Here is a 13,241-nt window from a genome sequence, read left to right as displayed (position 1 = left end):
TGTCGGAGGTGCGTGAAAGACTCGGTGTCTAAGTGTGCGGCTAGGCCTCTGAACGCAAACTGTGGTTCGGGGTGGACGAAAGAGGGGAGAGCTGTGGTGACCCGCGTCAATCTGGATACTCCACTCGCCTTGTGCCTGGGAAAGGCGGCTGTTAAACGCCTGCATGAGGGCGGGCTGGCAACCGTGCGGGACCTGGTCTACCTCGCTCCGAGGCGCTACTACTCCTGGGGGCGTCTCACCCAGATCACAGGCATGGTCCCCGGTGATGAGGCCACGCTTCTGGCGCAGGTGGTGAATGCCAACCTGATCTCGAACCGATCTGGCCACGGAGTGCGCCTCCTGGTTGATATCACCGATGGTGTTTCGCGCCTAACATGCACATTTTTCGCCAAGAACCCCTACATGCTCTCCCCGCACCAGAAGATCCTCAAGCCGGGGGCGACGGTGCTAGTTTCGGGGAAAATCGGAGAGTTCCAGGGCAAGCTGCAGATGGTGCAGCCAGAGTTTGAGGAACTTGAGGACTCTTCGCCAGAGGTCGTAGCGAGGCGCGCCGGACGTCCAATCCCCATCTATCGATCGGTGGCAGGTCTTCCATCATGGAAGATCGCTTCACTTGTGTCGGCCGTTTTCGACCAGCTTGATGAGGCCGCTGTGCCAGAGGTTATTCCTGAGGAGGTGCGGCGCCGCTACAGCCTGATGCCCTCCTACAGGGCCCTCCAAAACCTCCACCACCCCGAAGCGACTGTCGACTGGGAGACCGCGAAGAGGACGCTGGCCTGGGAAGAGGCGCTGGTCCTGCAGACAGCCCTGCTGGCCGGCCGCGTTGATGCTTCCGGGAAGCTCATTAGAAGAGCCCACCCGGTCCCCTCTGATGGCGAATCAGAGGGGGGAATGGTGGCGCAGTTGGTCGCCGGGCTCCCTTTCCACTTGACACCATCACAGATTGGTGCGTGGGAAGAGATTTCTGCGGACATGGCACGACCAGTTCCCATGCAGCGGCTCCTCCAAGCCGATGTTGGGGCAGGTAAGACCGTCACGGCCCTCTTAGCGATGGTGGCTGCGGTTGAGAATGGATTTCAAGCGGCCCTTCTAGCACCTACCGAGGTCCTGGCTCGCCAACACTTCGCCACGCTGATCAACCTCCTCGACAAAGCAGGCCTGGACGTTCCTCTCCACCTCCTGACTGGAAAGCGATCGGGAGCGGAGAAGGCTCAGGCTCTAGCGCATCTGGCCGGGGGAGAGCCGGCGATTGTGGTGGGAACGCATGCCCTGATCCAAGAAGGGGTAGAGATTCCTGGCCTCGCCCTGCTCGTTGTAGACGAACAGCACCGTTTTGGGGTTGAGCAGCGCGAGTATCTTCGAGAGGGAAGGGACTTCACACCCCACCTGCTGGTCATGACCGCGACCCCCATTCCTCGCACCATTGCCATGACCGTCTTCGGTGACTTGGATGTCACCCTGATGAAAGGTATGCCCCCGGGCAGGCTTCCCGTTCAAACCCACCTGGTAAGTAATGCCAACGTGTCCTGGATGCACAGGCTGTGGCAACGAGCCAAAGAAGAGGTTGATAAGGGCGGGCGCGTCTACGTTGTCTGTCCCCGAATCGACGCCGGTGACCCAGAAGCCGGGAATGAGGACGGTGACCCGGGCGGGGGCCCCCTTGAGGGACTAGAGCTAGAGAAGTTCGTGAACAGCGATGGAACCGCCTGCTCGGATGTCCCGGCAGCCTCCGTTGTGGTCGATGAACTGCGGGGTATGGATGAACTTGCTGGCATCGGCATCGGACTGGCTCACGGGCGCCGCAGACCAGAAGAGAACAGCAGGGCATTTGTTGAGTTTGCAAGTGGCAGGTCTCCGATCCTTGTGGCCACCACCGTGGTTGAGGTTGGGGTTGATGTCCCAGAGGCAACCCTGATGATCATCCTCGGAGCCCAGCGATTTGGTCTTAGCCAACTGCACCAGCTTCGCGGGCGGGTGGGCAGGTCAAGCTCTCAGAGCGTCTGCCTCCTGGTCCATGGTTCCAGCCAGTCCCCGGTTACAGCCGAGCGCCTTGAGGCGGTGGCATCAACGACCGATGGTTTTACTCTTGCAGAGATCGACCTGCGCCTTCGCAACGAAGGAGATGTGTTGGGTCATGCCCAGTCGGGACACCTATCCGGGCTGAAGTTTCTCTCTGTTCGCGTCGATGGAGCAATAATTGCTGCGGCACGAAGCATCGCTGCAGCGATCCTTGATTCTGATCCGGGTCTGAAGGACCACCGGGACCTGGCGGGACAAGTTGAAGCTGCACTCGGTGCGGAAGCAGTCTGGCTAGAGAGGAACTGAGCGGATGACCCGAATCATCGCAGGGTTGGCAAAGGGTCGACGTCTGCAGGTCCCTCCGAAGGGAACCCGGCCGACTTCAGATAAGGTCCGGGGAGCAATTTTCTCGAAACTGAGCTCCTGGGACGTCGTAGAAGGATGCAGGGTGCTCGACCTCTTTGCGGGTTCTGGAGCCCTGGCACTTGAAGCACTGTCCCGCGGTGCGACCTCTGCCGTCATGGTAGAAAAGGCGGCTTCTGCCGCGGGTGTGATCAGAACCAACGTCGATTCCTGCGGATTCGCAGATCGGTCCACTGTCGTGGTCGCAGATGTTATCGACTACCTGGGTCGCCCGTCCACTCCCAGTGGGTTCGACCTGGTCTTTGTCGACCCGCCCTACAGCCTCTCAGAAGACACGGTGACCATTACGCTGCAGAAGCTGGTGGCCCTGGTCGACATTGATGCAACCATTGTGCTTGAGCGCGATGCGCGTTCCCTGGAGCCCCAAATTCCACCCGAACTGGCGTTGATCAGTCGCAAGAGCTGGGGGGATACGGCGGCGTGGTACCTCAAGGTTGCAGCCAGCGAACTTTAGGATTGACAGATGGTGACAGCACTCTTCCCGGGCAGTTTTGACCCTCCCACCAACGGACACCTTGACCTCATTACCAGGGCCGCGAAGATCTTCGACAGGGTGGTTGTAGCGGTCGGGTTCAATGATGCTAAGCAGGGCTGGATGCCCGTTGCGCAGCGGGTGGAGCTCTTGGAACAGGTCGTGGCCCAGGACCCCCTGCTGGTAAACGTTACGGTCGGTGAGTTCCAGGGCCTGACAACCGACTTTGCTAGAGAAGTAGGTGCCCATGTCCTTGTCAAGGGGGCACGATCGACCTCGGACTGGGAATGGGAGTACACCCAGGCAACTGTGAACTCTCGGTTATCCGACCTCGACACCCTGATTCTGCCGACCAACCCGCAGTGGGCGACCCTGTCTTCATCGATCGTTAGGGAACTGGCCAACTACGGGGCTGACCTTGAAGGGCTGGTCCCGGAGCCGGTCCTGCGGGCAATCTCTAAGAGACCGTGAGTTGCCCGCACTCGTGGGCGTCACAGACCCTAGACTTGACAAAGGTTTCGAGGTGGCGCCCCGATGGGCGCGCCACCCACTAGTAACAGCAGGATCTCAATTGAGGAGTAACGATGCCGCAACGTTATGAGGCCCAGGACGACTTTCCCCTAGATGTCACTCCTGAAGCACAACTTGAGGTTGGCTCAACGGAGAGGGTGGAAGAGTACGTTGACGACTCGGGCTACGGCCCCTCGACAGTAATCGCTGCTCTGGACCAGATTGAGATCCTGGTGCAGAGTGCTCGTGCGGTCCCGCTCTCCGCCAACATTGTCCTCAACAAGGCTGAGATCCTCGACCTTGTCAACCAGTCTCGCGATGCGCTTCCTGATGACCTGGTTGCAGCCGATGCGGTCGTGGCGGACGCGGATGCCGTGCTTGGTCGCGCCGACGACGTTGCTGAAGCGGCAATGGCAGAGGCTTCAATGCGCGCCCGAACCCTGCTGGAGGACGCTCGGGCCAAGTCGGACACCATCCTGGCTGAGGCTGCTGATGAGGCCGAGCGCAAGGTTGCGCGTGCCACCGAAGAGGCCACCAACGTCAAGTCGCGAGCTGCCGCTGAGGTTGAGGCAATGCTCGCAGATGCACACGCACAGGTTGATCGTCTCATCTCCTCAGACCATGTCACCGAACTGGCCGGGCAGCGTGCCCGCGAACTTGTGACCGCTGCCAAGCGTGAGTCTTCCCAGCTGCGCCAGGGCGCCGAGGACTACGTCTCCCACTCACTCGGACAGACAGCTGACCTCCTGAAAGACCTCCTGCGCCGCACCGAAGCAGGTATGCGCGCTCTCTCAAACCGCGATGGGGTTGACGAGGCGGCTAATATCGATCTCGACTAGTCGGTTTCCCCCTTGGGGAACCGCAGAGGAGAGAAGTTGCCAATGGCTGACAAAGCTGACCTAATGCTGTCGCTTCGGGACCAGCCCCGACTGACAGGTACCAGGATCGAACACGCCCTCGACTGGGTCGCCCCGGCGGGGTGGAACACCGAGGTGTTGACACTTCCTGAGGGCACCGTCGTCCCCCTCGAGGTGGCTGTCACCAGCGTTGATCAGGGGGTGTATGTCGAACTGCGCACGACTGTCAACCTGGTTGGCCAGTGCGTGCGCTGCCTCGATGACCTGGAAGTTGAGATCGAGGTCGATGCGGCCGAACTCTATACCCAGGTCGCATCCAGCGATCGTTCCCGGGCTCGTAAATCGGATGCATTCGCACCTGATATCGAGATTGAAGGGGATGAGTTCGACCCCGCCTACGTGATCGAGCAGGACGCCGTGAACCTTGAACCCATGCTGAGGGACGCAATCTTTGCGGAAGCTCCGATGCAACCCCTGTGTGAGGAAGACTGCGAGGGGATTTGTGAACACTGCGGGGTTCCTCGACGCGACCTCCCCGAGGACCACCAACACGAGTTCCTCGATCCCCGATTTGCGGCCCTGAAGTCACTGCTGGCGCAAGACAATGGCTAAGAAGGCACCCTCGGGTGCGATCAACAAGGATGCCGCAGAGCTTCTTGAGGCCTGGGGGGTAGACGTAGACCTCGAGCTTCTGGTTCAAGCACTAACCCACCGGTCTTTCGCCTTTGAGGTCGGGTTGCAAACGCACAATGAACGACTTGAGTTTCTCGGGGATTCAGTTCTTTCTGTGGTCGCCACCGATGAGCTCTTTCATCGCTACCCGGATGCTCCGGAAAGTGACCTAGCCCGGATTCGCAATGCCGTCGTCTCGCAGAAACCTCTGGCGCAGATGGCTCGGTCCATCGGTCTCGGAGAGTTCATCCTGCTTGGAGTGGGAGAGAACAAGACCGGGGGGCGCAACAAAGCCTCAATCCTCTCCGACACAATGGAAGCCCTGATCGGCGCCACCTACCTTTCGCAGGGCTTGGAGCCAACCCGCAAAGCTCTGCTCAAGCACCTGGCTCCGATAATTGACCGTGCCCAGGACCCCGAAGCTATTGCTGATTGGAAGACACCGCTCTCCCTCAAGGCCAAAGAGCACGGGTGGGGGGACTTTGAGTTCACTGTCACTGGTCACGGACCGGACCACGATCGCTCCTATGAAGCCCAGATTTTCTTCGGCACCGAAATGGTTGCCACGGGGGTCGGTCCCTCGAAGAAGGTGGCTGAAAACGATGCTGCGCGTGCTGCGCTGACCAAACTCACGGAAGGACTACATGCCTGAGTTGCCCGAAGTCGAAACGATTCGGCGTGGCATCGAGCGACACCTGAAAGGTCGCACGATCACAAGGGTTGAAGGAGAAGGTGGTCGTCTGGTGCGCAAGAACGCGCAGGGGATGATCGACCTCCATACTCACCTGACCGATGCCGTTGTCACGGGGGTGGAGCGCCGGGGCAAGTTTATGTGGCTTCTCCTTGAGGACTCGGATCTGTCCCTGGTTATCCATTTGGGAATGTCCGGTCACGTTCGCGTCGTTGATACGAGTGCAGAGCCGCTTGCACGACATGAACACGTGCGCCTCGCTCTGGATAGCGGCAAGCACGCTTCGTTTATTGACCCACGAATGTTTGGGCATCTCACCATCTCACCCCTTGTTGAAGACCCATCGGGGCGGTTGATTCCTGAGGGCGCAGTGGCCCTTGCCCCGGATCCTCTCGAGGACGTTCCCCTGGACACCTGGACAAAGCCGCTGGGTAAGACGCGTCGGTTCATCAAGACGGCGCTGCTCGATCAGGCCATTGTTTCTGGAATTGGCAACATCTATGCGGATGAAGCGCTGTTCCGTGTCGGAATCAACGGTCTGGAAAGAGCCAGCTCGCTCCCTTCAGAAACTGTCACCAGGGTCGTTGAGATGTCTCGGGATGTAATGGTCGAAGCGGTAGAAGTGGGAGGGACTTCCTTTGATTCCCTCTACCTCAACACCGATGGAGACCCGGGCTACTTCGCACGGTCGTTGCACGTCTATGGGCGCGAAGGTGAACCGTGCTTAGTCTGCGGAGCACTGATCGTTCGTGAGAACGTCAATGGAAGGTCACATCACTACTGCCCGAGCTGCCAGCCGCCCCCGGAAGAGAGTTAGTGAGGGCGAGGTTTGGTCCAAGAGTCCAAAAACCTTAGCCAGTCGACCAGACGTGCATGGACCGGGGCGTTCATGGGACTTTTTTCCCGTATCATTGCAGGGTGAACAGAAACGTCGAGTCGCCGGACCTGGTTGTGCGCGTAATGATAGTGGACGACCATGAGATCGTACGGCGCGGAATCGCAGACATCGTTGATCGAGACCCCCGCTTCCAGGTGGTAGCCGAAGCCGGGACCGTCGAGGACGCACTGCGTCGGGGTGCCATCGTGACCCCCGACGTGCTGCTGGTCGACCTCCAGCTCCCAGATGGTACTGGAATCGATGTAATGCGAGGCTTCCAGCAGTTCAACCCGGGTGCCAAAGCCATCGTCCTCACCACCTTTGATGATGATGCTGCGGTTTCGGAAGCTCTGGATGCCGGTGCTCGCGCCTACGTCCTCAAGACGATTCGTGGTTCTGAGATCAACGATATTATCGCCGCAGTTTCTGAGGGGCGAATTATGCTCGACCAGGCGACTGTTACCCGTCGACAGGCGAAGTCCAATGATCCAACAGCTTCTTTGACACCGTCAGAGAAGCGCGTCGTCGATCTCATCGGTGACGGAATGTCGAACCGTGAGATCGGTGAGTCGCTGGGGATCGCCGAGAAGACGGTGAAGAACCACATCACTTCGCTGCTCTCCAAGATGGGCCTTCAGCGACGTACGCAGGTGGCAGCCTGGGTGGCTTCTCAGCGTGCTGTTCCGTGGCGCCAGGGAAGCACCCACAACCAGGGCCAAACTTCTCGCTAGACCAGCGGGCAGCGCCAGACCAGAGAAGTACCCCTTCCCCTGGGGCCGGAGCTGAACGCGAACGAACCGCCGTGGTTAACCGCCCGGCGGTTCATGTTTGCCATTCCGGAACTTCGTGTCTGGCTGGGATCGACCCCGGCACCATCATCGACCACAAGCACCTGGATTTCGCCGGTTGGGCCAGATCCGTAGAGGCTGATTGTGACGTGAGCGGAGTGGGCGCCCGCGTGCCTTGCAATGTTGGTCAGAGACTCCCTGATCACAGCGACGATGTCCTCGGTGATTGCCTCACTCACACGGTCCGCGACCTCGACCCTGAAACGTGCCATGGGTTCAGATCCAGGTCGCAGTAGGTTTCCGTTATCCTCAAAGGTGATTGTCGGAGCGAAGCCCAGGTGGGCGCGTGCCACGGAGGCCTCCCGCTCAACGGCATCGACCAGGCCCATCGCCTCATCATCGTCACGAAGCCTGTAGACAATGTTGCGTATTTGGCGCACGGCCTCGTCCAGACGTTCCATCGCCTCCTGAAGACCGGCTTCGGTCTTGCGGGGGGAGAGTCCTGTCCCTACATCGTGCTTGAGCCGCTGCAGCAGCATTCCTGTTGCGAAGAGGTGCTGAATCCCCAGGTCGTGGAGGTCGCGACTAATGCGCTCGCGTTCCTCGAAGAGGACGGCCAGGTCATGGGCCTGGCGCGAGCCAATCAGGTCGAGGGCGAGGGCACCCTGCATTCCGAAGGCACTTCCGCGCAGCTGCTCCTCTTCCGAAAAGGGAAGGTCTTCGGGGCGGCGGGTCAAGACCAGGCACCCTTCAACTGCCCCCTGGATTTTGAGGGGAATGTAGAGGCTCAGGCCATGGGGAAGTGCACGGCCTTCAGACAGGAGGAGCCGGCGGGCTGGGTCGAGGTCGAAGGGGGTCCCGATCATGGTGAAGCCGGGCTGCCCCTCCGAGGTGACGCCGGAAGCGGCCTCGCAGATCCAGTACCCGCCCACTGCAGGCAGGTAGAGGGCGGCCAGGTGCGAGCCGGACGCCTCGAGCGCCGTCTCCGTGAAGAGTTCGAGGGTCTCGCCCTCGTCCTCATCAACCGGGTCCTCAACTAGGGGTTTGGTGAAGCGACGGATAGCTTCAAACCAGCTGTCGAGTGAGGCGTCGTTCATGATTTCTCCTGCTGGGCGGCCCAGCGGTACTCGGGGTTGGTCTCAAGAAGTTCGCTGTGGGTGCCACTCGCTCCGACAAGGGCCGGGAGGTGCGGATCATCAGAGGGCTCCAGGATGATGACGCGGTCTGCCTTCTCAAGTCCGGACAGCCGGTGCGTTACTACCACTAGGCCGCGGCCCCGCCCGCCGCCCTCGAACAGAGACTGCATGACTGCATCCGCGGTCTCAGCATCAAGGTGCTCTCCAGGCTCATCGAGGAGAAGCAGGCGAGCAGGCGAAGCGAGAGCGCGTGCCAGAAGTAGACGCCTTCGTTCACCACCCGAGATGGAAGTTGCACCGGCACCGATCAGCGTGTCCAGTCCGTTAGGGAGAGAGGCCAGCCAGGATCCCAGTCCCACCTCATCGAGAAGTTCGGCTGCTTCAGCATCAGTCAGATCTGCCCTTGCCACACGCAGGTTTTCGACCACAGTGGTGGCAAAGATGTGAGCATCTTCGGTGGTGAGGGTGACAGCGTGGGTCACCTGGTCCCGATCTCCGCCCCACACCGGTGAACCGTTGAGTTCAGCAGACCCACCCCGAGGATCCAACATTCCCGCGAGAGTGTAAAGGAGAGTTGACTTACCGATCCCAGACGGACCAACTACGGCCACGACGTGTCCGGGGCTCAGGTCGAGGTTCACGCCCTGGAGAGCCGGGGTCCGGCCCGGCCAACCCACGGTGAGGTCTTTAGCGCTGAGATGGGGCTCATCTGCCACGGGAATATCGTGGCTCGGTTCAACCTTGGCATCCTCGGGACCGAGGAGGTCGGAGATTCGTTCTGCGGCTCGCGCGGACCGAATCATCTGGACTGCGGCTGCACCGAGCTCGGCGGTACCTTCGAAGGCGGTCAGTGGGGTGAGGACGAGGACGGCAAGTGCGACTGCTGCGACCAGTCCGGCGTTCGTTTCAGGAACCGCGACCAGGATGACGCCGACCACCACGCCGCCCATGGCGAAGCGGTCGAGTGCGGTGGCGAATGCGGCTGGGCGGGCAGCCAGGCCGCGCGCACGGTCGAGCGCCTTTGAAGTGTGGCGAAGGCGGCGGTAGGTGGCCGCGAGACGACCGGACACCGACAGTTCATCGGCCGACTCGAGAAGACCGAGGGTGGTGACCGCAAGCTGGGTCCGAGCCGCTTGCTCCTCTTTCTCTGCGGCCCGAGCTGACTTGGTCATGAGGAGGGGAGCCACCACACCGGAGATGATCAGGCCGATGGCGAGAATGATGGCCGCGGGAATCGAAAGGAAGGCGAACCCGATCACGGTTCCCACGCCAACGATGGCTGCAACCAGGAAGGGCAGGAGGGACTTGACGATGTAGTCACCAACGGCGTCAATGTCTGCCCCGATTCGCGAGAGTAAGTCACCGCGTTGGATCGCGGCAACCCGGTCAATCGGGCCGGTGGTGAGGGAGTCGTAGATTTCTAGGCGGAGGGAGTCCATGCCGTCGAGGGCAACCCGGTGGCTGGCAAGACGCTGGACATAGCGGAAGACGGCGCGCAGCACACCAAACATGCGAACGGATGTGGCAGCGACGCTGAGGTAGAGGACCGGGGGCATCTGGGAAGCCCGGGCGATCAGCCATGCTGAGACGGCAGCCAGGGCGATGGCGGAACCAAGTCCGGCCACACCGAACAGAAGGGAAAGGGCCATTCCGCCGGGTCGAAGGCCCAGCATCTTGACGATACGGCGCAGCGCAGCACGCTCGGGTTTCGTGAGGAACCAGATCACTTCCGTACCTCCAGATTTACGTGTGCATCATCGACTTCGACAGGTTCCAGCGCGGACGGGTCAAGGAGCCCGGGAAGAGTTCCACTGAGGTCTAGAAGTTCAAAGTCATCATTGAGCTGCGGATAGGCGGCGAAATCATCCGCGCTGGCGGCCTCGGCCTCCACCTCAAGAACTGTGTCAGCAGCCTGAACCACTGCGTTCCTATGGGCAATAACAAGAATGGTGGAACCGGTGGTCTTCAGCTCTTCCAGTACTGCGACGACCTGACTCTCACTTACCGCGTCAAGATGGGCTGTGGGCTCATCTAGAACAAGCAGCGAAGGACGGGTCACCAGTGTCCTGGTCAGGGCGAGCCGTTGGCGTTGACCGACTGAAAGCCCGATTCCGCCAAAGCCAATGACGGAGTTCCAACCATTGGGAAGAGAGTTCACGACGGCGTCGAAACCGGTGGCTCTAGCTGCAATGAGCACGGCCTCCGATGGGGAAGGGGTGACTTCAGTTCCCGGCGCTTCGTCCTCGTGAGCCAAAACATTCTGTAAGACGGTTCCCGGGGTAATTGTCGGGTGCTGGGGAATCCAGGCGATGTCCTGCCACCATGTTTCGCGGTCAACTTCATCGATGGGGAGGGCGTTGCCCGCACTGTCCTGGATGAGGACGGCTCCGCGGGTTGCATCCTCGAATCCGAGCAGAACCTGCACGGTTGTCGACTTACCTGATCCCGAGGGGCCGACGAGGGCGGTGATCTTTCCCGGTTCGATGGTGCCACTTAGGGAGTGCGGTGCCCAGGCGCCGCGAGCTGCCACGGAAAGATCATTGATGATGATGGGGGTTTTGCCGGCCGCAGGAGGAGTTGCTGTTCCGTGGGCGGGCTCGTCCTCTTCAAGGATCTGGAAGCACTCTTCAGCTGCTGCCACGCCGTTTGTTGAAGCGTGGAACTGTGCGCCAACTTGCCGTAGGGGTTCAAATACCTCGGGGGCCAGCATGATGATGACCAGACCCACGGACAGGCTGAGTTGGCCCGTTACCATTCGCATTCCAACCTGGACCGCCACCAGCGCTACCGAAAGGGTGGCCATGAACTCTAGGACGCCCCCGGAGAGGAAGGCGACCTGCAGGGTCTGCATGGTGGTGTGAGTGTTCTGCTTCCCCAGTTCTATGAGGTGTTTGCGTGGACCCTTTTCACGACCTAGTGCCCGCAGGGTTGGCAGCCCGGTGAGGAGGTCGAGCAGCTGTGCGCCAAGGCGCTCCATTGCGATCAACTTCTTCTGCGAGAAACCCTGGGTCAAACGCCCGATCAGAACCATGAAAATAGGGATCAGGGGAATGACGACGAACGCAATCAGAGCCGACCAGAAGTCAAGGATCAGGATGGTTAGAAGAGCCAGCGGTGTGACGGTGATTGTCAGTAGCAGCTGGGGGAGGAACTTGACGAAGTATGGTTCCAGATCATCGAGGCCGCGAGTCAGCAGGGAGGCTGTCTCAGTTCCGTGCCGGGCACGCCAACGTGGCCCAAGACTAACGGCCTTCTGGGTCACCTCTCTGCGGAGCTGATCGATCGCCTGATCGGCGGCTCTGTGGGCCCGCGATTCGCGGAAGTACACCACCAGGGCCCTGACAATCACAATGAGGCCGAGGACGAGCAGCGTGGGTAGAACCTTCTGCAGGTCCGCGCCGGTGGTGATGACGGGACTGATCGTGTTCGAGATCATGAACGCCTGGGCGATCACCAGGATGGCGGTGACAAGACCTAGCACCGCAATCTCGATTATGAAGCGGCGCGTTGACTGTGCGTACTTGAGCAGACGGGGATCAAAAGGTTTCACGGGACCATTGTCTCAGGTTTTGGGAGGGGCAAAAAGGCGGCTCCCGATTAGACCGGGAGCCGCCCTTCTTGAGCCTAACCGACCACTACTGCTTGCCGGTTAGGAAGTTGGCCTTAGGGCGAATGAGCTTCGCGTGCAGACCGGTGGGAATACTTGCTTCCTCCGGGTTGATGCGTCCGCGGAACACCCAGTAGGACCACAGGGTGTAACCGATAACGATCGGAACCAAGATGATTGCCACAACCAGCATGACGGTCAGTGTCGGAGTAGTCGAGGAAGCCCACTCCATGGTCAGCGAGTACGCCGGATCAATCGAAGACTTCAGTACGTACGGAGCCATGGTCGAGAAGACCCATGCAACTGCGAATGCCACTCCGAGTGAGGAGTACGTGAGTGCCAGCTTCTCGTTCCGGTATGCCTTCTGTGAGTAGAAAGCGGTCAGGATGAGGGCGACTGCTGCTAGGAGCAGCGGCAGCCAGGACCACTGGTTACTCGAGTAGGCCAGCTGACCCCAGGTGACCCAAACGGCTCCGGTGACAACAGCAACGATCGAAGCCGGAGCTGATGCGGCCGTAACACGCTTCTGGAGGTCGCCCTCCATCTTGAGGGAAAGGAACTGGGTTCCGCCAGCGAAGCAAATGGCCGCGATAGTCACGCCGCCCCACAGGGTGTAGGGAGTGAAGAGTGACCAGAAGCTTCCGACCATGTTGTAGGCCAGAGTTCCGCTTGCCATTGCATCCTGCACGGCGCTCGGATCAACGGTTGTCATCGAGAGGCGTCCGTCAACCATCGACCACTGCTGGGCTTCGATCTTCATACCTGCAACCAGGTTGGAGAAGGCGACGCCGAGGATGATCGGAACACCGAATGCGGAAATGGTCTGGAACCAGTCCCAGGTGTTTCTCCACTTTTTAGAGATGATCTTTGAACGCCATTCGATGGCAACGATGCGCAGAATCAGAAGGACGAGGAGGAGGAAGAACGCCATGTACATGCCGGAGAACATGGTCGAGTACCACAGCGGGAAGGCCGCGAACATCGCGCCGCCTGCCGTGAGGAGCCAGACCTCGTTACCGTCCCAGTGCGGGCCAATGCTTCGAACGACCGCGGTGCGTTCCTCATCCGACTTGGTCATGGTACGAAGGATCATTCCGACACCGAAGTCGAAACCTTCGAGGATGAGATAGACGGTCCACAGGACTGCAATGAGTATGAACCAGATAACTACTAGGGCTGTCATTTCAAT

The 13,241-nt window shown here is 60.1% G+C and carries 12 protein-coding genes; 8 read left to right on the top strand and 4 right to left on the bottom strand.

From position 1 onward, the window contains the following. Positions 1-96 precede the first annotated feature (96 nt). The 8 genes from CS903_RS03140 (at position 97) to CS903_RS03105 (ending at position 7,252) form a co-directional block, all read left to right on the top strand. Entirely contained in the window at positions 97-2,325 is a 2,229-nt protein-coding gene (locus tag CS903_RS03140) for an ATP-dependent DNA helicase RecG (protein ID WP_099332258.1), read from the top strand. A gap of 4 nt (positions 2,326-2,329) precedes the next feature. Further along, positions 2,330-2,896, top strand: a complete 567-nt coding sequence (gene rsmD / locus CS903_RS03135; RefSeq protein WP_099332091.1) for a 16S rRNA (guanine(966)-N(2))-methyltransferase RsmD — start codon at positions 2,330-2,332, stop codon at positions 2,894-2,896. Positions 2,897-2,905: 9 nt separating this feature from the next. Beyond that, entirely contained in the window at positions 2,906-3,385 is a 480-nt protein-coding gene (coaD, locus tag CS903_RS03130; protein WP_099332090.1) for a pantetheine-phosphate adenylyltransferase, read from the top strand. 113 nt (positions 3,386-3,498) lie between these two features. Next, positions 3,499-4,263: an ATP synthase subunit B family protein gene (locus tag CS903_RS03125; RefSeq protein ID WP_242491727.1), complete on the top strand. Its 765-nt coding sequence runs from the start codon at positions 3,499-3,501 to the stop codon at positions 4,261-4,263. A gap of 42 nt (positions 4,264-4,305) precedes the next feature. After that, a complete protein-coding gene (locus CS903_RS03120; protein WP_099332089.1) occupies positions 4,306-4,893 on the top strand; it encodes a YceD family protein in 588 nt (195 codons plus the stop codon). Then, the gene (rnc, locus tag CS903_RS03115; protein WP_099332088.1) at positions 4,886-5,605 is read left to right on the top strand and encodes a ribonuclease III; all 720 of its coding nucleotides are present in this window, start codon (positions 4,886-4,888) and stop codon (positions 5,603-5,605) included. The genes CS903_RS03120 and rnc overlap by 8 nt, the downstream gene beginning before the upstream one ends. After that, positions 5,598-6,461 (top strand): bifunctional DNA-formamidopyrimidine glycosylase/DNA-(apurinic or apyrimidinic site) lyase, encoded by an 864-nt coding sequence (gene mutM / locus CS903_RS03110; RefSeq protein WP_099332087.1) that lies wholly within the window; start codon positions 5,598-5,600, stop codon positions 6,459-6,461. Before rnc ends, mutM begins: the two co-directional genes overlap by 8 nt. A 143-nt stretch (positions 6,462-6,604) precedes the next feature. Further along, on the top strand, positions 6,605-7,252 hold the full coding sequence (locus tag CS903_RS03105; protein WP_099332256.1) for a response regulator: 648 nt from the start codon (positions 6,605-6,607) through the stop codon (positions 7,250-7,252). Here the strand turns inward: CS903_RS03105 and CS903_RS03100 are convergent. From CS903_RS03100 to cydB, 4 genes are all read right to left on the bottom strand, one after another. After that, positions 7,249-8,406: a sensor histidine kinase gene (locus tag CS903_RS03100; RefSeq protein WP_099332086.1), complete on the bottom strand. Its 1,158-nt coding sequence runs from the start codon at positions 8,404-8,406 to the stop codon at positions 7,249-7,251. The two genes, CS903_RS03105 and CS903_RS03100, sit on opposite strands and share 4 nt — an antisense overlap. Then, positions 8,403-10,172 (bottom strand): thiol reductant ABC exporter subunit CydC, encoded by a 1,770-nt coding sequence (gene cydC / locus CS903_RS03095; RefSeq protein WP_099332085.1) that lies wholly within the window; start codon positions 10,170-10,172, stop codon positions 8,403-8,405. Before cydC ends, CS903_RS03100 begins: the two co-directional genes overlap by 4 nt. Then, complete coding sequence (gene cydD / locus CS903_RS03090) at positions 10,169-11,995, bottom strand: thiol reductant ABC exporter subunit CydD (RefSeq protein ID WP_099332084.1); 1,827 nt, start codon at positions 11,993-11,995, stop codon at positions 10,169-10,171. Before cydD ends, cydC begins: the two co-directional genes overlap by 4 nt. An 85-nt stretch (positions 11,996-12,080) precedes the next feature. Next, a complete protein-coding gene (gene cydB / locus CS903_RS03085) occupies positions 12,081-13,235 on the bottom strand; it encodes a cytochrome d ubiquinol oxidase subunit II (protein WP_099332083.1) in 1,155 nt (384 codons plus the stop codon). Positions 13,236-13,241: the final 6 nt, after the last annotated feature.

The sequence above is a fragment of the Actinomyces minihominis genome (assembly GCF_900187855.1).
In the GTDB taxonomy this organism is placed as follows: domain Bacteria; phylum Actinomycetota; class Actinomycetes; order Actinomycetales; family Actinomycetaceae; genus Scrofimicrobium; species Scrofimicrobium minihominis.
Note: the sequence above shows the minus strand (reverse complement) of the source record. Positions and strands in the feature narration are given on the sequence as shown.

What these genes read in the sequence shown, in the direction of transcription:
- CS903_RS03120 (WP_099332089.1), top strand. Translation starts at nt 4,306, where the DNA reads ATGGCTGACAAAGCTGACCTAATGCTGTCGCTTCGGGACCAGCCCCGA.
- cydB (WP_099332083.1), bottom strand. Translation starts at nt 13,235, where the DNA reads ATGACAGCCCTAGTAGTTATCTGGTTCATACTCATTGCAGTCCTGTGG.
- rnc (WP_099332088.1), top strand. Translation starts at nt 4,886, where the DNA reads ATGGCTAAGAAGGCACCCTCGGGTGCGATCAACAAGGATGCCGCAGAG.
- CS903_RS03100 (WP_099332086.1), bottom strand. Translation starts at nt 8,406, where the DNA reads ATGAACGACGCCTCACTCGACAGCTGGTTTGAAGCTATCCGTCGCTTC.
- coaD (WP_099332090.1), top strand. Translation starts at nt 2,906, where the DNA reads ATGGTGACAGCACTCTTCCCGGGCAGTTTTGACCCTCCCACCAACGGA.
- rsmD (WP_099332091.1), top strand. Translation starts at nt 2,330, where the DNA reads ATGACCCGAATCATCGCAGGGTTGGCAAAGGGTCGACGTCTGCAGGTC.
- CS903_RS03105 (WP_099332256.1), top strand. Translation starts at nt 6,605, where the DNA reads ATGATAGTGGACGACCATGAGATCGTACGGCGCGGAATCGCAGACATC.
- mutM (WP_099332087.1), top strand. Translation starts at nt 5,598, where the DNA reads ATGCCTGAGTTGCCCGAAGTCGAAACGATTCGGCGTGGCATCGAGCGA.
- CS903_RS03125 (WP_242491727.1), top strand. Translation starts at nt 3,499, where the DNA reads ATGCCGCAACGTTATGAGGCCCAGGACGACTTTCCCCTAGATGTCACT.